At 69.8% G+C, this 23318-nt stretch carries 22 protein-coding genes and 1 pseudogene; 12 read left to right on the top strand and 11 right to left on the bottom strand.

The features are described from left to right. Window positions 1-55 precede the first annotated feature (55 nt). Entirely contained in the window at window positions 56-889 is an 834-nt protein-coding gene (locus ACFYW8_RS04095; protein WP_389067549.1) for a colicin immunity domain-containing protein, read from the bottom strand. Window positions 890-1253: 364 nt separating this feature from the next. Here ACFYW8_RS04095 and ACFYW8_RS04090 point away from each other — a divergent pair, with 364 nt between their 5' ends. Beyond that, the gene (locus tag ACFYW8_RS04090; RefSeq protein WP_365875458.1) at window positions 1254-2294 is read left to right on the top strand and encodes a vWA domain-containing protein; all 1041 of its coding nucleotides are present in this window, start codon (window positions 1254-1256) and stop codon (window positions 2292-2294) included. Between the two features lie 287 nt (window positions 2295-2581). Beyond that, entirely contained in the window at window positions 2582-3802 is a 1221-nt protein-coding gene (locus tag ACFYW8_RS04085; protein WP_389067543.1) for a metallophosphoesterase, read from the top strand. Between the two features lie 187 nt (window positions 3803-3989). Here ACFYW8_RS04085 and ACFYW8_RS04080 read toward each other — a convergent pair whose 3' ends face one another. Beyond that, window positions 3990-4412: a hypothetical protein gene (locus ACFYW8_RS04080; protein WP_389067539.1), complete on the bottom strand. Its 423-nt coding sequence runs from the start codon at window positions 4410-4412 to the stop codon at window positions 3990-3992. A gap of 187 nt (window positions 4413-4599) precedes the next feature. On the opposite strand from ACFYW8_RS04080, the gene ACFYW8_RS04075 reads away from it, so the two are divergent. After that, on the top strand, window positions 4600-5442 hold the full coding sequence (locus ACFYW8_RS04075) for an enoyl-CoA hydratase/isomerase family protein (protein WP_389067534.1): 843 nt from the start codon (window positions 4600-4602) through the stop codon (window positions 5440-5442). Window positions 5443-5454: 12 nt separating this feature from the next. On the opposite strand, the gene ACFYW8_RS04070 is transcribed toward ACFYW8_RS04075, so the two are convergent. After that, window positions 5455-6180: an MBL fold metallo-hydrolase gene (locus ACFYW8_RS04070; RefSeq protein ID WP_389067529.1), complete on the bottom strand. Its 726-nt coding sequence runs from the start codon at window positions 6178-6180 to the stop codon at window positions 5455-5457. A 314-nt stretch (window positions 6181-6494) separates the two neighbouring features. Here ACFYW8_RS04070 and ACFYW8_RS04065 point away from each other — a divergent pair, with 314 nt between their 5' ends. Beyond that, entirely contained in the window at window positions 6495-7106 is a 612-nt protein-coding gene (locus tag ACFYW8_RS04065; RefSeq protein WP_365875448.1) for a DJ-1/PfpI family protein, read from the top strand. A gap of 368 nt (window positions 7107-7474) precedes the next feature. On the opposite strand, the gene ACFYW8_RS04060 is transcribed toward ACFYW8_RS04065, so the two are convergent. Continuing rightward, window positions 7475-7768, bottom strand: a complete 294-nt coding sequence (locus ACFYW8_RS04060; protein ID WP_389067522.1) for a DUF1330 domain-containing protein — start codon at window positions 7766-7768, stop codon at window positions 7475-7477. A 188-nt stretch (window positions 7769-7956) separates the two neighbouring features. Between ACFYW8_RS04060 and ACFYW8_RS04055 the strand changes: the two genes are divergently transcribed. Next, window positions 7957-8859, top strand: coding sequence for a LysR family transcriptional regulator (locus tag ACFYW8_RS04055; protein ID WP_389067517.1), 903 nt, complete (start codon window positions 7957-7959; stop codon window positions 8857-8859). Window positions 8860-8867: 8 nt separating this feature from the next. Here the strand turns inward: ACFYW8_RS04055 and ACFYW8_RS04050 are convergent. Continuing rightward, window positions 8868-9693 (bottom strand): annotated as a pseudogene (locus ACFYW8_RS04050) (IS1380 family transposase); the annotation flags it as partial. A gap of 1073 nt (window positions 9694-10766) precedes the next feature. Between ACFYW8_RS04050 and dhaK the strand changes: the two are divergent. From dhaK to ACFYW8_RS04035, 3 genes are all read left to right on the top strand, one after another. Continuing rightward, window positions 10767-11759 (top strand): dihydroxyacetone kinase subunit DhaK, encoded by a 993-nt coding sequence (dhaK, locus tag ACFYW8_RS04045; RefSeq protein WP_355854033.1) that lies wholly within the window; start codon window positions 10767-10769, stop codon window positions 11757-11759. Window positions 11760-11984: 225 nt separating this feature from the next. Beyond that, window positions 11985-12584 carry a dihydroxyacetone kinase subunit DhaL gene (gene dhaL / locus ACFYW8_RS04040; RefSeq protein ID WP_389067510.1) on the top strand — a complete coding sequence of 200 codons (600 nt, stop codon included), beginning with the start codon at window positions 11985-11987 and terminating at the stop codon, window positions 12582-12584. Then, complete coding sequence (locus tag ACFYW8_RS04035; protein WP_365875438.1) at window positions 12577-12993, top strand: PTS fructose transporter subunit IIA; 417 nt, start codon at window positions 12577-12579, stop codon at window positions 12991-12993. The genes dhaL and ACFYW8_RS04035 overlap by 8 nt, the downstream gene beginning before the upstream one ends. 96 nt (window positions 12994-13089) lie before the next feature. On the opposite strand, the gene ACFYW8_RS04030 is transcribed toward ACFYW8_RS04035, so the two are convergent. Then, window positions 13090-13755, bottom strand: a complete 666-nt coding sequence (locus ACFYW8_RS04030) for a TetR/AcrR family transcriptional regulator (RefSeq protein WP_389067503.1) — start codon at window positions 13753-13755, stop codon at window positions 13090-13092. Between the two features lie 160 nt (window positions 13756-13915). Here ACFYW8_RS04030 and ACFYW8_RS04025 point away from each other — a divergent pair, with 160 nt between their 5' ends. After that, complete coding sequence (locus ACFYW8_RS04025; RefSeq protein WP_365875434.1) at window positions 13916-14680, top strand: glucose 1-dehydrogenase; 765 nt, start codon at window positions 13916-13918, stop codon at window positions 14678-14680. Between the two features lie 169 nt (window positions 14681-14849). On the opposite strand, the gene ACFYW8_RS04020 is transcribed toward ACFYW8_RS04025, so the two are convergent. Next, window positions 14850-15560, bottom strand: a complete 711-nt coding sequence (locus tag ACFYW8_RS04020) for a glycoside hydrolase family 75 protein (RefSeq protein ID WP_389067496.1) — start codon at window positions 15558-15560, stop codon at window positions 14850-14852. Window positions 15561-15924: 364 nt separating this feature from the next. On the opposite strand from ACFYW8_RS04020, the gene ACFYW8_RS04015 reads away from it, so the two are divergent. Next, a complete protein-coding gene (locus ACFYW8_RS04015; RefSeq protein WP_389067492.1) occupies window positions 15925-16920 on the top strand; it encodes a fibronectin type III domain-containing protein in 996 nt (331 codons plus the stop codon). A 193-nt stretch (window positions 16921-17113) separates the two neighbouring features. Then, the gene (locus ACFYW8_RS04010; RefSeq protein ID WP_389067487.1) at window positions 17114-17668 is read left to right on the top strand and encodes a hypothetical protein; all 555 of its coding nucleotides are present in this window, start codon (window positions 17114-17116) and stop codon (window positions 17666-17668) included. Between the two features lie 73 nt (window positions 17669-17741). Here the strand turns inward: ACFYW8_RS04010 and ACFYW8_RS04005 are convergent, their stop codons facing one another. The 4 genes from ACFYW8_RS04005 to ACFYW8_RS03990 form a co-directional block, all read right to left on the bottom strand. Beyond that, window positions 17742-18302, bottom strand: a complete 561-nt coding sequence (locus ACFYW8_RS04005; RefSeq protein WP_389067483.1) for a PadR family transcriptional regulator — start codon at window positions 18300-18302, stop codon at window positions 17742-17744. Window positions 18303-18400: 98 nt separating this feature from the next. Continuing rightward, the gene (locus tag ACFYW8_RS04000) at window positions 18401-20416 is read right to left on the bottom strand and encodes an FAD-dependent oxidoreductase (RefSeq protein WP_389067478.1); all 2016 of its coding nucleotides are present in this window, start codon (window positions 20414-20416) and stop codon (window positions 18401-18403) included. A gap of 288 nt (window positions 20417-20704) precedes the next feature. Then, window positions 20705-21508: an alpha/beta fold hydrolase gene (locus tag ACFYW8_RS03995; protein ID WP_389067473.1), complete on the bottom strand. Its 804-nt coding sequence runs from the start codon at window positions 21506-21508 to the stop codon at window positions 20705-20707. 127 nt (window positions 21509-21635) lie between these two features. After that, window positions 21636-22430, bottom strand: coding sequence for a putative protein N(5)-glutamine methyltransferase (locus ACFYW8_RS03990; RefSeq protein WP_365875420.1), 795 nt, complete (start codon window positions 22428-22430; stop codon window positions 21636-21638). A 290-nt stretch (window positions 22431-22720) separates the two neighbouring features. Between ACFYW8_RS03990 and ACFYW8_RS03985 the strand changes: the two genes are divergently transcribed. After that, window positions 22721-23266 carry a MarR family winged helix-turn-helix transcriptional regulator gene (locus tag ACFYW8_RS03985; RefSeq protein ID WP_389067466.1) on the top strand — a complete coding sequence of 182 codons (546 nt, stop codon included), beginning with the start codon at window positions 22721-22723 and terminating at the stop codon, window positions 23264-23266. Window positions 23267-23318: the final 52 nt, after the last annotated feature.

Here is a 23318-nt window from a genome sequence, read left to right as displayed (position 1 = left end):
CCGTTTCCCGGATCACCGGATCCGTCGAAACGAACGGTTCACGGTCCCAGACCGATCAGGAGGCGCCGTGACGGTCGAGGGAATGGAGTTCGGCCAGGTGGGCACGGACGATCGCCCGCAGTTCCTCGTCCGTCATGTCGTCCGCGTCTCGGAGCCCGGGATCGACGGCATAGTCGTCCAGTGCGTAGAAGACCTGGTCGAGAACCCTGGAAAACGGCTCTCGCAGACGTTCGCGCAGGTGCAGGGCCCGTCGTCGGGCGGCCAGCCATGACCGCGCGAACTCCTCCGCGCTGATCCGGTCGGCCGCGACGGATTCCATCAGTGACAGTTGTTCCGCGGTGGCGGATCCGGCCGAGACGTCCCTCGCCGACACCCACGCCACCTCGTGCGACTGGAACGCCTTCGAGACATCGGCCAGAGCAGGATGGTCGGGACCGGCACGTTTCGCGTACCGCTTGAAGTCGACGATTGCCTGATCGACCCCTTCGGGGATGCTGTGCCTGAGGAACTCGCGGGTTCCGCCGATCAATGAATAGCCCTCGTCCGTCACGAGCAGCGCACCGCCGAGGTCGGGAAGGGCGAGCACGAAGTTCCCGTCACGCCAGGGAAGTCGCCGGAGAATGTGCTCTCGGGTCGAAGGGATCTCGATCTCCGGCCGTCCGGAGGCGGCATCGCCCAGACGGCTCGCGACGAGACAGGCATGGCCCGTTCGCCCGGATCCGGCGATCAGTCTGCTCGTCAGCTGCTCGTCCGCGCGTGCGTGGGAGACCAGCGGCACGACCTGCTTACCGCCCTCCGCGATCCACTCGGGCTTGAAGGATCGTGGTCCGGACAGGACGAGGCTGACCAGCCTGTCGTTCTTCACGTGCTGCCGTTCTGTTTCCTTCACCACAGGAACCCCCGCTGCTCCACGTCCACGTCCGCGAACTGGTTCTCATTACAGCTGGTGACCGCCACTTTCGTGCAAGGAGAGCCTGTGTGGGCGAGCTGAGCCGCACACGGGGAACGAGGGGGAGACGTCCACGGGCTGCCCACCGAAGGTGTACGCGGTCAGGGGCTTCCGGAGGGCACGAGGGCTCGGAGGTCGCGTGAAGGCGGCGTGCAGGGCCGGTCGATCGGGCGCGTGGAGACCGGTGGCCGGGTACTCCTGGACGGCGGCCCCGGAGGCGGCGCCGGTCACCCGCGAACCAAGATCGATTGTCAGTGGTGGGTGAGACAGTAGAGGCATCGAGTCGGACCGAGGGGGAGCTGCCGTGGCCGGAAGTCAGAACTACATCAATCACGTTGCCCTTGTGCTGGATGCCAGTTCGTCCATGTCGCATCTGAGCCGCAAGGTCGTCGAAGTCGCCGACGAGCAGATTGCGTATCTAGCCCGCCGGTCGAGGGAACTGGACCAGGAAACCCGTGTCACGGTGTACGTCTTCGCGGACAAGGTGGAGTGCGTCATCTATGACAAGGACGTACTGCGGATGCCGTCGCTGAAGCAGTCGTACCGGGTCGGTGGAATGACGGCCCTGCTCGCGGCCGCACTGAAGTCACAGCACGAGCTGGCGCAGACGGCCCAACTGTACGGCGACCACAGCTTCCTGACGTTCGTGCTCACGGACGGGCAGGAGAACGCGAGCCATCGCAGTCCGGATGCCCCTGTCAGGAATCAGCGTGAACTGGTCAAAGCCGTGGCCGAGATGATCGCGACGCAGGAGGACAACTGGACGCTGGCCGTCCTCGTGCCGGACCAGATGGGCAAGCGCGAGGCCATGCAGTGCGGTTTCCCCAGGGACAACATCGCCGTCTGGGACGCCACGAGCACCCAGGGTCTGGAGGAAGCGGGGCAGGTCATCCGGGAGGCCACCGAGAAATTCATGGTGGGCCGCAGCCAGGGCATCCGGGGATCGCGGGCGGTGTTCTCCGTGGGTGCGGAGGCGGTCAACAAGGACACCATCAAGGCGGCCGGCCTCGCTGCGATGGATCCGTCGGGGTACCGGCTGATCCCGGTGACCCGTGACGCGGCGATACGGGACTGGGTCGTCGAGTGCGGACACACCTACCGTACCGGTGGCGCCTTCTACCAGCTGAGCAAGTCCGAGAAGATCCAGGCACGGAAGCAGATCGCGGTGCTGGAGAAGAAGACGGACCGGGTGTATTCGGGACCCGAGGCCCGAGCCCTGCTCGGCCTGCCGGACGTGGAAGTGCGCGTCAAGCCAGACCACAACGACGATTTCACGATCTTCGTGCAGAGCACCAGCGTGAACCGGAAGCTCGTACCGAACACGCGACTGCTGCTAGTACTCTGACACCTTCAGGCCTGCCTTGACCAGGCCGGTGACGCGGGCGTTCGACCATCGGAGCTCGCGCAGGAGTCGCCAGGATTTCGGTGCCGGAAACGGGGCCGGCCCGGCCGGGCGTTTTCCGCTGTTCCGCGAGCCGGCCGACCCGTTGGCCGGTGGAGGTGTCCGCGGCGGGGTCTCGCCGTCCCGCGGCAGACACCTCACCCCAAGGGGCCGCACCTGCGAACGCCCGTCCGGTCGGCCCGAGGACGACCGGATAAAGTGCGCGGGACGGCATGGTCAGAGAGGGAAGCGTGACCGACACCAGCAACTCCCGATCCATCGACAGTGAAGCGCAAGCGCCCCGGCAGAGCCCACTGCACCGCCTGATGCGCTACATCCCCCTGATCGCCCCCGTCCTGTTGTGGGCCGTGCCCTGCTGGGTGCTCCTGTACACCGGCCAGCACTGGCCGCTGCCCGTCACGCCGGCCGGCACCGCCCTGTTCGCCCTCGGTCTCGTCGGTATGCCGCTCGCGATGGTGCGCGGCCACGGCCGGCGTCAGCAGGACCCGGCGGCGATCGTCGGTGACACCCTGCTGGGCACCAGCTGGGTCCTGTTCACCTGGTCCGTTCTGCTCGGCGTCCTGCTGCGGCTCGCCCTGACCGTGGCCGGCGTCGGTCAGAGTCAGGACCGGGCCCGAATCGTCACATGGGCCGTCCTCGGCGTAACCGCCGTACTGCTCGCCTGGGGGTACGCCGAGGCCCGCCGCGTGCCACGCGTGCGCCGACTCGACGTGCGACTCCCGCGGCTGGGTGCCGGGTTGGACGGCACGCGCGTCGTCCTCATCACCGACACCCATTACGGCCCACTCGATCGCGCTCGCTGGTCGGCACGGGTGTGCGAGACGGTGAACACCCTGGAAGCCGACCTGGTCTGCCACACCGGCGACATCGCGGACGGCACGGCCGAACGCCGCCGCGCCCAGGCCGCCCCGCTCGGTACCGTGCGGGCCACCCGGGCCCGTGTATACGTCACCGGCAACCACGAGTACTACAGCGAGGCCCAGGGCTGGGTCGACCTGATGGACGAGCTGGGCTGGGAGCCACTGCGCAACCGCCATCTGCTGCTCGAACGCGGAGGCGACACCCTTGTCGTCGCCGGCGTGGACGACGTCACCGCCGAGTCCTCCGGCCTGGCAGGCCACGGCGCCCACCTGGCGGGAGCCCTGGACGGCGCCGACCCCGACCTACCCGTCCTGCTCCTGGCACACCAGCCCAAGTTCGTCGACCGGGCGGCAGCCGAGGGGATCGACCTCCAGCTCTCCGGCCACACCCACGGCGGCCAGATCTGGCCCTTCCACCACCTGGTCCGCATCGACCAGCCCACCGTCGCCGGCCTCAGCCACCACGGCACCCGCACCCTCCTCTACACCAGCCGCGGCACCGGCTTCTGGGGCCCGCCGTTCCGCGTCTTCGCCCCCAGCGAGATCACCCTGCTCGTGCTCCGCTCCCCGCACCCGCCCACCTCGCCGTAACACCGGGCGGGCCAACACATCCGCTCGGAGCCGTCCACGAGCCGACGGGTGCGGCGTCGGCGGATGACCAGGCTCGTCAATGCGTCGTCGGGCAGGACGTAGTGGAACTAGATGTTGCAACGACGGCCTGCATGGACGGACGGTCCTTCTCGTGCGAGGTGGAGGGTCAAGAGAGGGCCACGGCTGACTACTTGGTCTTCAGGGGCTCCCTGAAGGACTTGCGGAACACCGGGCCGGCGAAGGGGATTACCGAGGACTTTATCTTGGCGGTGAACGAGCTGGGATGCCGTTGGAGTGTGACGTCGACGCGGGTGCCGTCGCCGTGGGGGGTCATCTGGAACACCCAACCGCCGGGTCCGAACGGGGTCGAGTCGCGGGTGGTGACGGTGACCTTGTTCTGCGCGGGGTCCCAGTCGTAGCGCGCTCGCTCCCACGACTTGGCGTTTCCTTCGGTGACTTCGGCCCAGGTGTCCCCACGTTCGTGTACCTGGAAGTGTTCCGCGTCGATCGAGGGCCACTCCTCGAGCCGTGAGGGGCTGAAGTCCGTGAGCACCCCCATCACCTCAGGCGGGCTCATCGAGGAATCCACATGGAAATGCAGGGCAGGCATGGCCCGCTCCTTCGCTTCGGGAGGCTTGGTTGTCGCGGCGTCTACACCTCGCAGTACCCGCACGGCCTCCGCGGGCAAGGGCACTCCTCCCCACCTCCCAGCATGCGCCCGCGGTGGGCTGAGGCGCATCCTGGGACACAGGCTCAGTAGTCCGCTTCGCTTTCCCCTCAGGTCCAGGAGCTCCATCATGAGCGTCGACCATCCGTCGATCCGGACCCGGCTGGAGGGCGGCGTCCTGTCCGCCACCCTCGACGCGGGCACCCTCATCCTTGTCGGTGTCGACCTGGTCCGTGACCTGGTCTCCCTGGTCGACATGCTGTACGCCGACCCGGGTGACGTGCGCGTCGTTGTCATCGACAGCGCTTCGCCCGACTATTTCTCCGCGCATGTGGACCTCACGGCCGTCCCGCAATACACCGCGGAGGCCGCGAAGGCGGGTGGCCCTGGCGATGCTTCACTCGGAATGCTCCTGCACAAGCTGGCGCAGGTTCCGGTGATCACCATCGCCAAGGTCCGCGGGCGGGCCCGCGGTGGCGGCAACGAACTCGCCCTGGCGTGCGACATGATCTTCGCCTCGCGTGAGAGGGCGGTCTTCGGGCAGTTCGAGGTCGGCACCGGTGCCCTGCCTGGCGCGGGTGGTGTCCAGCACCTGGCCCGTCGGCTCGGCCGGACCCGCGCCATCGAGGCCATCGTCAGTGCCGACGACTTCGATGCCGACACCGCCGAGCGCTACGGCTGGATCAACCGTGCCCTGCCCGACGCCGAACTGGACGGCTTCGTCGAACGGCTGGCGACACGGATCGCCGGCTTCCCGCCGGAAGGGGTGCAAGCGGCCAAGCGTGCCGTCAACGACCTCACGCTGGCATCGGCCGCTCACGTCCGCTCCGACGCCGTGACATTCCAGAGCCTGATCGCCCGGCCCGAGAGCCGTGAGCGCCTGGACCACCTCGCCGGGCGCGGCTTGCAGAGTCCTGGGGAGCTCGAACGCGACCTCGGCAAGGCCGTGGCGGACTTCCCCACTGACAGCTGACTCGTTGCCCTGCTAAAAGCCGAACATCAGCCACGCCTGGTGGCTGACCCAGTCGTGATACCGCTCGGTCATGGCGTCATAGAGCTCTTGGTCGCTGCTGGTCTCCTGCTGGAGGCGGCCGAAGTCGGTGAGGTACTGCCTGGTCTGCGGAATGATGTCGGGAGTGTCGGGGGCGCCCGGCTTCTTGTGGCCGGCGACCGCGATCTTCGGGCTGAGGGCGGCGAGGCGGTCCAGCGCGGCGATCCAGTTCTCGCGACTCTCGGGCGTCGTGGCGGCGACGAACACATGGCACCGGTTGTAGACGACGTCTCCGCCGACGACGAGGTCCAGGTAGGGCACGTGCAGGGAGGTGGAGTCGACGGCGTCGGTCTGCCCCTGCTCGATGATCCGCAGCTCGTGGCCCTCCAGTGAGAAGGTCTCCTCCGTCCCCGGTTCGGGCACAGTGATGGTGTCCGGTAGCTGGCCGGGCCACAGTTCACGGTAGACCGGCAGCCGCTCGACCTGCTTACGCGCGTATTCGACCGTCTTCGCGGTGGCGATGGCGCGGGCGTGAGGGAAGTGGTGCAGCAGCACGCTGAGACCGGCGAAGTGGTCCAGGTGACCATGGGTGATGTAGATCGTGGTCAGGTTGCGGTGATGCAGCTGTACCCAGGCCGCCAGGGCCTCGGCCTCGGCGGCCGTGGTGAGGGCGTCGACCAGAACAGCGTCGAACTCGCCGAAGACCAGGGTGGAAGTCATCGGATCCCAGGCTGGCGGCGGGCCGAAGGGCCGGGACCGGTCGGCTACCAGCGCCTTCTCCGGCGCTGTGAAAACGTTCACGCTCAGTGTGGATGCCATGCCGCTCGGTTCCTCTCCGCGGCGACGGGCCCCGCATCGACCTCGCGGTCGTGGCGGATGTCGGCCGCACGACTGGCTTCCACTCTCCAATGGCATGGCAGACCTCGACAACTGCATCACGAACGGACATGGCCACCGCCTGCCGATTGGCCTGCGACCTGCGTTCGGATCGCCTGAGATGCTGTACATCCAGTGCCGTGCTTCGGGGAGATGCCATGCACCAGGTAGCCGTGGTCACCTTTGACGGATTCAACGAGCTCGACAGCTTCATCGCCTCCGCGTTGATCAACCGGTGCCGGAAGAACGGCCTGGAGGCCTTCATCACGACACCGACGCCGGTCGTCACGTCGATGAACGGTGTCGAGGTGACCGGACAGCGCCCGATGGAGTTCGTGACCGAAGCGGATACCGTGCTGATCGGCAGCGGGGTGAAGGCGCGCGAGGTGGTCGCCGACGACCGCCTGATCTCCCGACTGTCGCTCGACCCGTCGCGACAGCTGATCGGCGCACAGTGCTCCGGAGCGCTGGTCCTCGCTCGGCTCGGATTGCTGAACGGCATGCCGGTGAGCACGGACGTGAAGAGCAGGCCCTTCGTAGAGGCATGCGACGTCACGGTGCTGGACACGCCGTTCCACGCCGAGGGGAACATCGCCACGGCAGGCGGCTGCCTGGCCTCCCAGTACCTGGCCACGTGGGTGATGACCCGCACGCTCGGGGAGGACGCCGTACGCGACGTCCTCGGCTACGTGGCCCCGGTCGGTGAAAGCCAGGAGACCGTCGAGCGCGCCCTGCGCGCCGTACACGCCGGCGAGGTCGCACTGCGCTGACGCGGCGTCGATCGCTTCAGCAGCAGCCTGCCGCTATCTAGGCGATGGGGCGTGCCAGCCCCGCTGGGCTGGTCATGTACGTCTACTCAGTTGCCGGATCGGCCGGCCGGGTACGGTGGCGCTGATCCCGGATCGCTTCCTCCAGCACGATGCGGATGCCGAGGTTGAGCTCGCCACTGAACGCCCAGGCGGTGAGGAGATCGGCGGTACGGCCCGCCGTGATGTTGATCTATTGAGGTGCTGGCCTTGCGCAGACCGGTCACGTCGTTCTGGGACGAGGGGCATGGCTTCGAACTCGTCTCGTGAGTCGTCGTTCAGCACCGTGTGCGTATCAGGTGACGGATGCTCAGCGATGGCTGGGCCGCCGGTCAGTCGATGCCTTCGATGATGCGGAAGTCGCGCTCGACGCCGCCGGGGAAGGCCACCAGTGCCTTCTGGTATGCCTCGCTCTCGTATGCCGCGACGGCCTGTTCAAAGCTGGCGAACTCGATCAGAACGACGCGTTGCGTGATTCCGGCCTCGTGGGCGACGACTTGACCGCCACGGGACAGGAGGCGCCCGCCCCCGGCCTGGACAGCCGGACGGGCCAGTTCGTCGTAGGCAGTCAGCCTCTCAGGGTCGGAAATGGCGGGGTAGACACTGACCCAGTAGCCCTTAGCCATGGAAACCTCCTGTGTTCGGCCGGACACGTCCGACTTCGAATTGACACGCAGATCGATCGATCCCGGCGACGGGTACTGCGGTCGGTTGAATCGTCATATGCGCAGGTTAGGGCTTGATGTGCGGTCGAGGGAAAGACCGGTACGGGCTAGACTCAGAACGGATCGTTATCAATCGGCAGGGAGGACACGTGGCGCCGGATACGGTGAGCCTGCGGTACTTCCTGGTGCTGGCGCAGGAGTTGAACTTCACCCGCGCCGCCGCACGGATCGGTATCGCACAGCCCGCGCTCAGCGCCCGGATGCGCCGATTGGAGGCGGAACTCGGTACGGCCCTGCTGGTCCGCAACACGCGTAGCGTCGTATTGACCACGGCCGGTGCGGCTTTGGCGGAGTCCGCGCCGCCCGCGCTGGCGGCGCTGGACCGGGCATGGGACACCGCCCGGAGCGCGGCGGCCGGTGAACTGGGCACGCTGCGCATCGGATACAGCCTCAGCGCCGGGGCCGAGACGGCACCGGCCCTGGTGGACAGGCTGATTCGCGGCAACAGCGGACTTGAGGTCGGCGCGGTCCCGATGGCGACACCGGAGATCTCCCCCGCGGTCGCCGACGGCCGCATCGATGCCGGGATCACCCGCGGTGAACAGCCGGGCCGTGGCGTGCGCCGGTTCCTGCTGCGACGTGTGCGCGTCGGGGTCCAGCTGGCGCAGCACCATCCGCTGGCCGAACACCCGGAGATCGAGATCGCCGACGCGGCCGCGTATCCGCTGCGACTCCCGGACCGTGCGGCCAACCCCGTGATCCACGATCAGCTGTCCGCACTGTTCCGGGACACCCGACCACACCCCCGATTCCACACGCCCGCAGTCTCTTTCGACATGTCTCAGCGCGACCTGCGCGACGGGGTCACCCTCGCCCCGGCCGGAGAAACCGCGGTCACGGCACAACCGGCCGGTCTCACCTGGCGACCGCTGCGGGGCGCGCCCAGCCTGACGATCCACCTGGTCCTCCCACGCGAGCAGTCGCCGCTACACCGCCGCGTCCGTGCCGTCGCCAAAACCCTGGCGCACGAGCTGCACTGGCTGCCGGACTGACGCGCAAGAGGGGTCCAGGCCGAGGCCGGAACCTGAAGAACGGCGTGGTGGACGGCATCGGTGATCGTCATTCCGACCGAGTAGGACAACCATCGGCCGGACGCGGTCAGCCAGTTCAGGAAGTCGTGTGTGCCGCCGGCGGAGTCGGTGCGGATCAGGGTCCGCCGGCCGCGCCGATAGGGCTTCGGCAACTGGGCCGGCGCCAGCTTCATGGTGGTGACGTGGTCGGCAGCGGTGTTACTCCCGGCGTTGCCCGGCCGCAGCAACCCGGCCACCGGCTCCCCGGCCCGGCCTGGCCGTGGTCGACGAACGCAACCAGCGGATGATGCCCGAAGGTCCGCTTCCAGGTCGCGGCGGCGTCCTGCTTCTCGGAGTGCGCCAGGACCAGGACACCGTCGATGTCCACGATCACCTGGCCGCCCGCATCGGGGGCATCGGGGGCATCCAACTTCCAGACCCGTCCGCGGACTTCGGCCCTTGCCCGGCGGATTGCCGTCAGCGCGCGTGAGCCGGCGGTGGCCAGGGTGTCGACCAGCCGCGAGACGGTGGGATCGGAAGCCACCGAGCCGAACATCTGCGGCTCGGCCCGCAGCATCGCCACATCCGACAGGCAGTCCCCGCCCAGTGCCACCGCCAGAGCGAGGTCCAGCAGGACCTTGCCCGGATCATGCACCGCCCGCGGCTTGCGCCACGGGGCCAGCGCGCCGTCATCGCCGTATCCAGCCCGGCCTCACGGACCGTCTCCACCAGCAGCACCCCACCGGCCTGCGAGAGCACCCCGGCCCCGTCGCCCTGGACGCGGACGTGCGGATACGACCTGATGCGCTTGTTCACCTGGAGAGTGCTTCTTCCCTTGCAGCTGCCAGAACCCCCGGCAAGTCCCATCGTTGCAGTTAAGAAGCACTCTTAGCCTGTCTGATCAAGACCCGCACAAGCCCCTCGTGAAAGCCCGAGGCTAACGCGGCCACCGATAAGGACCTGCATCCATTCAATTCCGTATCACCTGGTGATTTCACCGCCAGCCACAATGAAAGGATGGTCGACGAGAACTCTCCCATTGGTCTCGGGATCGATGATCTCACGGGAAAGCACCACGAGCGCTTGATCGCGATTCCCTGCGATGTTGGCGTTACCGACTCTCGCCACCCCCGCGCGTCAGGACCGATTCCCTCGATTCACCTGAATTCCGAAATGCAGAAAGTGCCGCGTGGGTAGCGTGGAAACGCATCCAGATGTCCTTGTCGTACTCCAGCGCCACATCCCTGTGCCCAGCTGCACTGACCGACGGAAGCCGAGTCGCCGGAACGGCGGAGACAGCAGTACCCCTCGTCGGCACAGGGGGCTTCGAAGCCCTCCTGCAGCGGCACCTGTTTGAGCCGGTCAAGAACGTTCGGACGATCAGACCCCTCATTGAGAGCGTCGACGGAGCTCATCAGATGGTCGATCAGCCTGACGAAAGCCCCGGGAATGGCCGAGCAGGGTCGCCGTGCGGCTCGACTGGCATTGTTTCAAGAATTCCTGCGACCCAGCGGCGCCGGATGGAACCGCCGTGCGCCCGGTCCGTGCCGACCTCAGCGAAGAACTCTGGGGGAGGTCGCAACGAGGGGTGGTGTGGACATGGACGACAGAGCAGTTCGAACATGCGCACGCATACCCGAGTGTCCGCGCACGTGACCTTCGCTGCCGCAAGGTCGATACTGCAAATGACAGCACTCCCGCCGACCCGGATCCGACAGCCCAGCGCAACTGACAGGCCATCACGAAAGTCAGCAGCAGGTCAGCATCAGCACCGCCACAGTCCGACGACGAACACCACGAGGCACCAGGATCAAGAACTATCCACACCGGGTTTGACCAGGGGAAACGCAGGTCAGAGGCTCATCTGTTGATCTCGCCAGGAGGTACCCATGAAGATGCTCATCAACGTGGCGGAGACGGTGGTGGCGGACGCGCTGCGGGGTATGGCGGCAGCCCATCCGGAGCTGACGGTGGACGTCGAGAACCGCGTGATCGTACGCAGGGACGCCCCGGTCGCGGGAAGGGTGGGCCTCGTCTCCGGCGGCGGCTCCGGGCACGAGCCGCTGCACGGCGGATTCGTCGGCCCGGGAATGCTGTCGGCGGCCTGCCCGGGCGAGGTCTTCACCTCACCGGTGCCGGACCAGATGCTGCGGGCGGCGGCCGCCGTGAACAGCGGCGCGGGCGTCCTGTTCATCGTGAAGAACTACACCGGCGACGTCCTCAACTTCGACATGGCGGCGGAGCTGGCCGAGGACGAGGGCATCCGGATCGCCAAGGTCCTCGTCAATGACGACGTGGCCGTCACCGACAGCCTGTACACGGCCGGGCGGCGCGGAACTGGCGCGACGCTGTTCGTGGAGAAGATCGCGGGCGCCGCCGCCGAGGAGGGCGCGCCCCTGGAGGCGGTCGAGGCACTGGCCCGGCAGGTCAACGAGAACTCCCGCAGTTTCGGCGTCGCGCTCAGCGCCTGTACGACTCCGGCCAAGGGCAGCCCGACGTTCGATCTGCCGCCCGGAGAGCTGGAGCTCGGCGTCGGTATCCACGGCGAGCCGGGCCGGGAGCGGCGCGCGATGATGACCTCGCGCGAGATCGCCGACTTCTCCGTGCACGCCGTCCTGGAGGATCTCGCACCACGCAATCCCGTGCTGGTCCTCGTCAACGGCATGGGCGCCACCCCGCTGCTGGAGCTCTACGGCTTCAACGCGGAGGTGCAACGGGTGCTGACCGAGCGGGGCATCCCGGTCGCGCGCACCCTGGTCGGCAACTACGTCACCTCTCTCGACATGGCCGGGGCGTCCGTGACCCTGTGCCAGGTGGACGAGGAACTGCTGCGTCTGTGGGACGCGCCGGTGAAGACGCCGGGGCTGCGCTGGGGGGTGTGAGGCCGGTCGACGGGCCTGGTCAGGCAAGCCGGTCGACGGGCCGGGTACGCGAACCGGTCGACAAGCCGGAGCACCTGGACCGGACGACAAGCCGGAGCAACCCGGCCTGTGAACCGGTGCGGGTGAGCCCGGTCGACGGTGGGGTCGGCTGACGGGGGTGGCGGCTGCCGCCCTGCGAACGTCGGCAGACATCAGGTCAACTTTCGTACCACGCAAGGAGATTCCGTGCTCGACGCCGATTTCTTCCGCCGTTGGATGACGGTGACCGCCGCGTCCGTGGACCGCGAGGCGGAGTGGCTCACCGACCTGGACTCGCCCATCGGTGACGCCGACCACGGCAGCAATCTGCAGCGCGGATTCGCCGCCGTGACCGCCACTCTGGAGAAGGAGGCTCCGGACACCCCCGGCGCCGTCCTCACACTTGCCGGGAGGCAGCTGATCTCGACGGTCGGCGGTGCGTCCGGGCCGCTGTACGGCACCCTGCTGCGCCGGACCGGCAAGGCACTCGGGGACGCCGACGAGGTCACCGACGAACAGTTCACGGACGCGCTGCGCACGGGCGTCGACGCGGTCATGGCCCTGGGCGGAGCCGCGCCCGGTGACAAGACCATGATCGACGCACTGGTGCCCGCGGTCGACGCGCTGGCCGAGTCGTTCGCCGCGGCGAAGTCCGCCGCCGAGGAGGGCGCCGTCGCGACGACACCCCTGCAGGCCCGCAAGGGCCGGGCGAGCTACCTGGGCGAGCGCAGCATCGGGCACCAGGACCCGGGCGCCACGTCCTCGGCACTGCTGATCGCCGCACTCGTGGAGGCGGCCGGTGAGTGACACCGAGGAACAGCTCGTCGGCATAGTGCTGGTCTCGCACAGCGCCGCCGTCGCCTCGTCCGTCGCCGACCTGGCGACGGGCCTGGCCGGTGGCGGCACGATCGCTCCCGTGGCCCCGGCGGGCGGCACTCCGGACGGGGGCCTCGGCACCAGCGCCGAGCTGATAGCCGCAGCCGCGGCCTCCGTGGACCGCGGTGCCGGGATCGCCGTACTCACCGACCTGGGGAGTGCCGTGCTCACCGTCAAGGCCCTGCTGGCCGAGGGCGACGAACTCCCGGACAACACGAGGCTGGTGGACGCCCCCTTCGTCGAGGGGGCGGTGGCCGCCGTCGTCACGGCCTCGGCGGGCGCCGGCCTCGCGGCGGTGGAGGCGGCGGCAGCGGAGGCGTACGCCTATCGGAAGGTATGAGGACGGAAGGCCCAAGAAGCGCGAAGCGCGAGGAACGGGAAGCGAGGAACGGGAAGCGCGGAACAGGAGGCGCGGAACAGGAGGCGCGGAACGGGATCAGGAGATCCCGTTCGCCGCGACGGTCAGAGCTGCGCGGATGGTGGCCGCCAGCTCCGACCGGGCCGTCGCCGGATCGGGCTCCTCTTCGTCGGTGCGCCACGCGTAGTGCTCGACCGCCGCGCGCAGCGCCGCGTTGAGCATGGCGGCCTGGATCTCCGAGCGCAGATCGACCGCGCTCAGCCCGGCGCGGTCGGCGAGGGCGCGGGCGAAGACCGGCTCCGCCTCGTCATGGGCCTGGAGCCAGACGGCTCGCAGTCCCGGTTCGGTGCGGGTGAGTCTCAGCAGGGTGCGGACCCTCGGCGGCTGTGGTTTCGCCAGCGGGCCCTCGGCGCTCACGGACGCGCGCTCCAGGGCGTCCTCCAGGGGACCGTCCGCGGGCCAGGTCCGCAGCGCCGCGGCGATCGCGTCGATCCCGGCCGCGAACAGTGGGCTGACGCAGCTCTCCTTGCTCGGGAAGTAGCGCCACAGGGTCCGCCCGGACACGCCGACGGCCTGGGCGATCTGGTCCCCGGTGGTGGCGGCCACGCCCTGGTCCACGAAGAGTTCCACCGCGGCGCGGGCGATCTCCAGCCGGATCTCGGCCCTGCGCTCATCGGTCAGCGGTGGCCGCCCGGTACGGCCGCGGCCCCGGCCTGGGCGTTCGCCGATCGCGCCGTCCGGCACTGGTGACTCCTCGGTTCCGTCTGCGGATACTGCCCGGGACTGCGGTGATTCTAGCGATCTCCGTCACCTCCCCGAGACTTTCTGTCATTTAGCGACATTAAGTCGTACCGTGTCAGCTCAGCACGTCGGCTGCACCCGTACGCATCTCTGGGAGAACGTCATGAGCACCACTGGACTGGACGGCCGCAGCGTCATCGTCACCGGCGCGGGCTCCGGCATCGGCCGTGCCACCGCCCTCGCCTTCGCGGCCGAGGGCGCGCGGGTGGTCGTGGCCGATCTCAACGCCGACGGCGCGGCGGAGGTCGTCAAGGAGATCGAGGGGGCCGGCGGCAGCGCCGTGGCCGTCACGGGCGACCTGAGCGAGCAGGCGGTCGTCGACCGGGTGACGGCGACCGCGGTGGAGCGGTTCGGCGGAGTGGACGTGCTGGTGAACAACGCCGGGATCATGGACCGTATGTCGGCGGTGGCCGAGGTCAGCGACGCGGAGTGGGAGCGGGTCATCCGGGTCAACCTCACCGCTCCGTTCCTGCTCACCCGGGCGGTGCTGCCGCACATGCTCGCCGCCGGCAAGGGTGCCGTCGTGAACACCGCCTCGGAGGCGGGCCTGCGGGGCAGCGCCGCCGGCGCCGCGTACACCGCCTCGAAGCACGGCATCGTGGGGCTCACCAAGTCCCTCGCCGTCATGTACCGGGACAAGGGCATCCGCACCAACGCCATCGCCCCGGGCGGTACCAAGACCGGCATCACGGTGGACCTCGAGGCCGGTGCCCACGGCCCCGCCGTCCTCGGCGCGTACATGGGCAACGTCGGGCGGCCCGCCGAGGCCGAGGAGCAGGCCGCCGCGATCGTGTTCCTCGCCTCGGACGCGGCGAGCAACATCAACGGCGTGATCCTGCCCGTCGACAACGGCTGGGCGGCGGTCTGACGTCCGGTCGGGCTCCGGCGGCGGACCGGAATCGGACGGCGAGACCTGGGCGGCCGGGAAACCACCGGGTCCGCCGCCACCGCGGCGGACCGGTGCCGGGTGCCGGGCTCCGGGCTCCGGGCTCCGGGCTCCGGGCTCCGGGCTCCAGAGGCTATCCCCCGTCCAGAGGCTATCCCCCGTCCAGCAGCCTCCGGGCCAGCCGCTCCCCCGCCGTCACGGCGGCGGCGTGGTCCTCGATGGGTGACACCCGCGAGTTCCTGAAGACGATGTAGGTGACCCCGGAAGGTGTACCGCCGCCGCGCGGATCGGGGCGGATACCGAGCGCCGAGGCCGTCGCGTACGAGGCCTCGCCGATGATGTCCCCCGGGCCGGTGTCACCGACGACGGCGTACTGGACGCGGTCCCGGTAGATGACGGCCGCCACCGAACCGGGCTCGATGCCGTGGTCCCGGTAGTTCCAGACAGCACTGGGGGCCGGGACGACGATGTAGGGCAGCGTCTCGGCACTCAGACAGCGGCCGTCGGACTGCTGGAAGGCCGTGGACTCGGAGAAGAGCGGGTCGGTACGGCTGTTGCACAGGGGGCCCGGTCTGCCGTCGCAGTCGATGTCCATGTCCGCCTTCCAGAAGACGGCACCCGGGGTGCCGCAGACCGGGATCTCGGCACGGGTTCCGTCGTCGCTGCGGTAACGCCCGTGCGAGACGACGGCACAGCCAACGAGCTTCGCCAGCAGTTCGGCGGCTCGGACCGAGCCCTCCCGCACGGGCACGACGGGGCTTCCGGGGCGGCCCGTGGTGGGGGTGGTGGACAGCACGGCCGGAGCCGAGGCCAGCAGGGCGGCTGCCGCAGCCGCGGCCAGCGTCAGCGACTGGGCACGCACTATGGGAGACCCTCTCCTGGGGGATACGGACGCTCATTTGCCCAAATCTGGCGGGCGTCCGACGGCGCGTCCACCGGGAGGGGGCCGGACGGTGCACGGCGACTTCCCCGGGCGCCGTACGGCCGAGGGCCCGAGCCACAGCCGGCTCCGGCCACTCGACCGCACGCGTCGGCGCGGGATCAGCGACGACAGCGTTCCGCGCCGCGGGCAGGAACTCCCCTGAAAGCGGGGCGAGTTCACGCCGCGTCAGGATCAGCATACGTACCCCCTCGACAGTCCGGCCAACGGTGCCGCCCCTCTTGATGTGGCCGCGTCACCCGTGTCTTATAGGTACAGACCAATCCCGTCGAGGGAGGGCAGACCCGTGCGAAGCGTTCCCCCCACCGTCCTGCGCACGCTGGTGTGCGGCGCGCTGCTCGCGCTCGCGTCCTGCGGATGGGGCGCCCGGACATCGGGCCAGGGCGAACGGCTGCCCGCCGCTCCGATGGGCGTGACCGCCACCGCGGGCAGCGCGACCAGCGTGCACGTCATGTGGAACCTGGCCTCCGAGAACCCGAGGATCACCCGCTACGAGGTGTATCGCGGCACCACCAAGGTCAAGGAAGTGCCCGGTTCAGAGCACATGGTGGATATCACCAGGCTCGAACCGTCCACCTCGTACGTCTTCACCGTCCGGGCCCGGAACGCCGCCGGAGTCCCGGGGCCGCCCAGCAGACCGGTGCGGTCCACCACTCCGGCGGCGGTCGCGGCCGACGGCACTCCGCCCACCCGCCCCGGCAGCCCGCGCGGCAGGGCGGTCGGCGACCGGGCGGCCCAGCTGTCCTGGGCAAGGTCGTCCGACGCGCGGGGCGTGGCCTCGTACGACATCTACCAGGGCACCTCGAAGATCCACAGTGTCGGCGGAGCTCAGACGGCCACCGTGGTCACCGGGCTGCGGCCGGGCACGGCCTACGCCTTCACCGTGCGGGCCCGTGACGCCGCTGACAACGTCTCGCCGCCGAGCGGCACGGTCCGGATCACCACCGCCCCGGGCGCCGACGACGGCCGGGGCACGGCACCGGCCGGCTTCCGGGCGACGACCCACCGGAGCGACGGGGCGTACTACATCGACCTCTCCTGGACCGCGCCCGAGGTCGACGGAGTGATCACGGAGTACCGGATCCATCTCGACGGGCGTCCCGTGACCTCGCTCGTCTGGGGCGGAAGTCCGCCCCACGGCACCTGCTCCTACAGCTTCTACATCGGCCGGGAGGCGGACGTGACGCACCGGGTACGGATCCGGGCGAAGCTGCCCGACGGCACCTGGGGCGGCTTCTCCGCGGAGCGTTCTGTCACGACGGGGCAGCGGCCGACCCGCTGAGGAAGCGGGCCCCCTGGCGCGTCGGCAGTGCACCGGCAGTCCGCCGGACGATGGAATTCGTCACCTGCCCGGTCCCCGTCCGCATGCGGGCCCGGTCCGGGGCGCATTGGCTCGCACTGAGGCAGCACGGGCCCTCCGATCCTCGGCGGCGCATGGGATGTACCGCCAACCGTGCCGCTGGAGGGCAGTTCCTATGCGTACCAGTCAGACACTTCTCCGCTCCGGCCTGACCGTGGCCGCCACCGCTGCGCTTCCGCTCACCCTGGCCGCCCCGGCGGCCGTCGCATGGGGTTCCGGGATCTCCGTGAGCACCAGTGGCACCTCGGTCTCGGTCACCACCAGCGCCTGCCCGAGCAACGGAAGCAGTTTCGGCGACGCCTCGCTGCTCTCCAGCGGGCAGTCGAACTTCGCCCAGGGGCGGCAGATGTCGCTCACCGGGACGAGCAACAACCAGTCGGCGGCCTGGACAGGCGTGGGCCCCGGCACCTTCACGGTCATCGTCGTCTGCCAGGACGGCACGACGGCGGGCACCCAGTCGATCATCGTCGCGCCCACCGCGCCTCCCGCGACTCCCACGATCTCGACGACGGTTTCCCCCTCGCCGTCGCGCGGCGTCATGGGCGGCCTCGGCGGAGCCGTGAAGGACTACGGCACGGCCACGGTCGTGGGCGGCGCGGCCCTGGTCGTGACCGGCACGGTGGCGGCCGCGTGGTTCCTGCGCCGCCGGTCCAAGCCCCACCGGCTCTGACACGAAGTCCGTCGCGACGGGCGGCCGTTCCGTCGACTCCGGTCATGATCGGCCGCCAGGACTGTCCGGCCGGTCATGACGCAGAGTCCTGGTCGCGCCCCGGCATGCTTTCGAACTCCGCCAGGGCGTGGGTCAGCCACTGGGTCCAGAAGGTCTCCAGGTCGATGCCGGCCCGCAGGACGAGGTGCCGCAGACGGTCTTCGGGGGTGCTCTTCTCCGGCGGGAAGTCCCGGTCCTGGATCTCTTCGTACTCGGCCAACTGGCGCCGGTGCAGAGCGAGATGGCGGCGCAGGTCGGCCTCGATGCCCTCGGTGCCGACGACGGCCGCGGCGCGCAGGCGCAACAGCATGGTGTCGCGCAACGGCTTCGGGTCCTGCGAGGTGGCGGTCCAGCGGGCGAGTTCGGCGCGGCCCGCGGGCAGGACTTCGTAGGTCTTCTTCTGGCCCCGGGCGTGCTGCTCCGGGGGCAGCGCCCGAATGTACCCCTCGGCCTCCAGTTTGCCCAGCTCGCGATAGATCTGCTGATGCGTCGCCGACCAGAAGTAGCCGATCGACTTGTCGAACCGCCGGGTCAGTTCGAGGCCCGACGAGGGCTTCTCGAGCAGGGCGGTGAGGATCGCGTGCGGGAGTGACATGGGGTCATCCTAGGGAGGGCCGCGGGCGCTGCCCGGTGCCCGGCCGTGGTTCACCGGACACCGCGACAGCCCTCCCGCGGTTCGTTTCCTGCGGTGGCCTAGAGCGCCGCCGCCAGCTCGGTGCCCTGCTTGATGGCCCGCTTCGCGTCCAGCTCCGCGGCCACGTCGGCGCCGCCGATGAGGTGGACGCCGCGGCCGGTGGCGCGCAGCGCGTCGTACAGGTCGCGGCGGGGCTCCTGCCCGGTGCACAGCACGATCGTGTCGACCTCCAGGACCTGGCTGTGCCCGTCGACGGTGACGTGCAGTCCGGCGTCGTCGATCCGGTCGTACTGAACGCCCGGAACCATGGTGACGCCGCGGTGCTTGAGCTCGGTGCGGTGGATCCAGCCGGTGGTCTTGCCGAGTCCGGCTCCGACCTTGGACGCCTTGCGCTGGAGAAGGTGCACGGTGCGCGGCGGGGCGGGCCGTTCCGGAGCGGTGAGACCGCCGGGCGCCCGGTAGTCCATGTCGACGCCCCAGTTGCGGAAGTACGTCTGCGGGTCCTCGCTCGCCTTGTCGCCGCCGTCGGTGATGAACTCGGCGACGTCGAAGCCGATGCCGCCGGCGCCGAGGATGGCGACGCGGTCGCCGACGGGGGCTCCGTCGCGCAGCACGTCGAGGTAGCCGACGACGCTCGGGTGGTCGACGCCGGGGATCTCCGGGGTGCGCGGGCTGACGCCGGTGGCGACGACGACCTCGTCGAAGGCCTCCAGCGTCTCCACGGTGGCCCGGGTGTTCAACCGGACGTCCACGCCGTGCAGTTCGAGCTGGGTGCGGAAGTAGCGGATGGTCTCGTCGAACTCCTGCTTGCCGGGGACCTTGCGGGCCACGTTGAGCTGGCCGCCGATGTCGCCCGCGGCGTCGAACAGGGTGACGTCGTGGCCGCGTTCGGCCGAGCTGACGGCGCAGGCGAGTCCGGCGGGCCCGGCGCCCACGACGGCGACGGTCTTGCGCAGCCGGGTCGGCGCGAGGACCAACTCCGTCTCGTGGCAGGCGCGCGGGTTGACCAGACAGGAGGTGATCTTGCCGCTGAAGGTGTGGTCGAGGCAGGCCTGGTTGCACCCGATGCAGGTGTTGATGGCCTCCGGACGTCCGGCTTCGGCCTTCGCGACGAAGTCGGGGTCGGCGAGCATCGGCCGGGCCAGCGAGACCATGTCCGCGTGGCCGTCGGCGAGCAACTGCTCAGCGATCTCGGGGGTGTTGATGCGGTTGGTGGTCACCAGCGGGATCGAGACGGAGCCCATGACCTTCTTGGTCACCCAGGCGTACGCGCCGCGCGGCACCGAGGTCGCGATCGTGGGGATACGGGCCTCGTGCCAGCCGATGCCGGTGTTGATGATCGTCGCTCCGGCGGCCTCGACGGCCCGGGCGAGCGTGATGACCTCGTCCAGCGAGGAGCCGCCGGGCACCAGGTCGAGCATCGACAGACGGTAGATGATGATGAAGTCGTCGCCGACGGCCTCGCGTACGCGGCGGACGATCTCGACGGGGAAGCGCATCCGGTTCTCGTACGAGCCGCCCCAGCGGTCGTCGCGCCGGTTGGTCTGCAGGGCGATGAACTCGTTGATGAGGTAGCCCTCGGAGCCCATGATCTCGACGCCGTCGTAGCCGGCCTGCCGGGCGAGGCGGGCGGCGCGCGCGTAGTCGTCGACGGTCTGCTCGATCTCGGCGTCGCTGAGTTCGTGCGGCGGGAAGGGGCTGATCGGTGCCTGGAGCGCGCTGGGGGCGACCAGGTCCTGGTGGTAGGCGTACCGCCCGAAGTGCAGGATCTGCATCGCGATCTTCCCGCCCTCACGGTGCACCGCGGCGGTGATCTCGGCGTGCTGTCCGGCCTCGGCCTCGGTGGTCAGCTTGGCGCCGCCCTCGTAGGGCCTGCCCGCGTCGTTGGGCGCGATGCCGCCGGTGACGATCAGGCCGACGCCGCCTCGCGCGCGGGCGGCGTAGAACTCCGCCATGCGCTCGAAGCCGCGCTCGGCCTCCTCCAGACCCACGTGCATGGAGCCCATGAGCACGCGGTTGGGCAGCGTTGTGAAGCCCAGGTCGAGCGGGTTCAGCAGATGCGGGTAACGGCTCATCGGGCCCTCCGTGCGCGGTGTCGTACGTCTGTTGTAGACGACGGGCCACGCATTGTGCAACTAGTTGCACAATGAGGAGGATCACTCGGCACGGAGACCCGGGATCCCTCCGCTCGGGCCGGAGGGAAGCTCGGCCCGGAGCCTGAGGGGCGCTCGGCGCCAGTCCGGACGAAGGCCCGGCGTCAGGACGGAGGAACGTTCGACGCGGAGCCTCGGGACCGCCCGGCTCGGGCCGGACGAAGACCCGGCCAGAGCATCGGGAACGCCCGGCGCGAGGCCGGACGAAGGTCAGCCGAGAGTCGCCTGGGCCACGACTTCGGCCACCGCCACCGGCTGGTCGACCATCACCAGATGGCCCGCGTCGGGGACCGAGACCATCGTCACGTCGGGAATGGCCTCGAGTCCGGCCCGCTCCTCCTCCGACAGTCCGACGTCGTCGTGGTCGCCGCGCACGACCCAGGCGGGCACACCCGAGTCACGGAGCCGGGCGACCAGGTCCCGGTACCGGTCCAGATAGTCGAAGTAGTGCCGGATCACCTGGCGGCAGAACGCAGGATCGTTCTTCTCGAACTCGGCGGTCAGCTCTTCGCGGCGGGCCGGTGGCAGACGGCTCACCATGACCCGGGGCGTCAGCTTGAGCAGGCCGGCCCAGGCCAGCATCCCGACGCCCGGCACCCGCCCGAGGCTGTTGGCGATCGCCAGCGCCTTGTCCTCGTCGGACGCCGAGAACGCCGGGGACAGCAGGACGACAGGTCCGGCGAAGTGCCCGCCCGCCGCCATCTCCAGGGCGACATTGGCACCGATGCTGTGCCCGACCACTACGCCGCAGCCGCGCTCGGCGGCCAGGGCTCCCGCCAGCGCCGCGTAGTTCTCCATGGAGAGATCACGCGGCGGCGTGGTGCCCGCGTGCCCGGGAAGGGTCGCGGCCACCAGCCGCACCGGCGCGGTGGCGAGCGGCGGTGCGGCCATCAGGTCGTCGTAGAACGCGGTACTGCACATCCCGCCGGGCAGCAGCAACACCCTGGTGCTCGCGTCGGCGGGCCCCGACTCCTTGATGTCCCACGCGTCGAACTTCTCGGGGGCACTGCTCACGTTCGGCCTCCCTCTGGCAACTGCGGTCAGCCAGAGTGTGGCGCGCGGGACGGCACAATCGGCCGATCAGGGCCCGAACGCGGCATGTCGCCCGCACCGGCCCACCCGGCAGGGCTTCGAGCGCCGGTCAGGGCTTCACCCCGATCACCACGTTGGCGTACCTCTCCTCCGAGACCGCCAGTCGCACGATCAGTCCGCCGCGGGCGAAGGCCTCGACGGCCGTGGGTGCCTGACGCTCGCTCGTCTCGACGAGGAGGCAGCCTCCGCGGGCCAGCCACCGCGGTGCCTCGGCGGCCACCCGGCGCACGAGGTCGAGTCCGTCCGCGCCGCCGTCGAGGGCGACCAGGGGTTCGTGGTCCCGGGCCTCCGCCGGCAGCAGGCCGACCTCGTCGGTCGGGACGTACGGCACGTTGGCGGCCAGGACGTCGACGCGGCCGCGCAGAGTGACGGGCAGCGCGGCGAAGAGGTCCCCCTCGTGGACCTGGCCGGCGAACGGCGCGACATTGCGGCGGGCACAGGCCACCGCGGCCGGGTCGATGTCGGCGGCGTGCAGTTCGGGCCCGCCGAGGGACGCGGCCAGCGCGGCGCCGACCGCACCCGAGCCGCAGCACAGGTCCACCACGACGGACGCTTCGCGCGCGAGCGCGACGGCCTGCTCGACGAGGAACTCGGTGCGGCGGCGCGGCACGAAGACGCCGGGGTCGAGGGTGATGCGCAGACCGTGGAACTCGGCCCAGCCGAGGACGTGTTCGAGGGGCAGTCCCGCGACGCGCCGGTCCACCATCGCGGCGGCCTCGTCCGGGGTGCGGGCGGCGGAGAGGATCAACTCCGCCTCGTCCTCGGCGAAGACACAACCGGCGGAGCGGAGCGCGGCGACCAAGGGGTCTGCCGCGTCAGGAACATCAGGAGAGAGAGGAGGCATGAAGCCGAGAGCCTTTCGACGAGCCGAAGGGCGCTCCCACGGTCACCCGGAGACGGTGACCACCTTGCCTGGAGAGGAGAGCACCCGACCTGACACAGCGGTAATGGGTCTCACCTCCTCGGCAACTCATCGGCCGAGACTGTCCACGGCCGGAACGGCCACCCTACAGGAACGATCAGCCGACGGGTGCGGACCGGTGACCGCCGGATCCTCGTCGGTCGGCCTGTGCGGCCACCTCCCCCTTCAGTCGAGTTGTACTATGCAACCAGGGAAGGAAGCGAGGTCCCGTGATGGCATCCGAGGGATCCGGTGAGTGCGCGGTCACCCCCGGGACACCGGCCGACGGGGTGAAGGCCGACGCGGCCGTGGAGATCATCCAACGGGAGATGACCGTGTTCGCCCGGCGAGCCCGCGCCTCGGCGGGGCGCATGCATCCCGAGCTGTCCCTGGTCTCGTACACCCTCCTCGGTCATCTGGAGGAGGTCGGCGGCTGCCGGGCCACGGATCTCGCCGAGCACTACGCGCTGGACAAGTCCACGGTGAGCCGTCAGGTGGCGGCGCTGGAGCGTGCCGGGCTGATCGACCGGCGGATGGATCCCGAGGACCACCGCGTCCAGGTACTGCATCTGACAGCGGCGGGCACGGAGATCCTGGCGCAGGTGACCCGCAGCCGCCGGGTGGCCTTCCGCGAGCGGCTCACGGACTGGTCGGTGGAGGACCTCGCCCGCTTCGCCTCGTACGTGCAGCGTTACAACGGCACAGCCACCGACAACGGCACAGCCACCGACAGCGACACCGCCGCGGAGAAGCCGGAAGCGTCTCCGCCGAGAGACTGACCCGACGTCCCTACGTCGCCACGTCCCGGTGGTTTCAGGGTGGCTTCCCGGC

Origin of the sequence: Streptomyces sp. NPDC002742 (assembly GCF_042888885.1) — a bacterium.
GTDB lineage: Bacteria > Actinomycetota > Actinomycetes > Streptomycetales > Streptomycetaceae > Streptomyces.
Note: the sequence above shows the minus strand (reverse complement) of the source record. Positions and strands in the feature narration are given on the sequence as shown.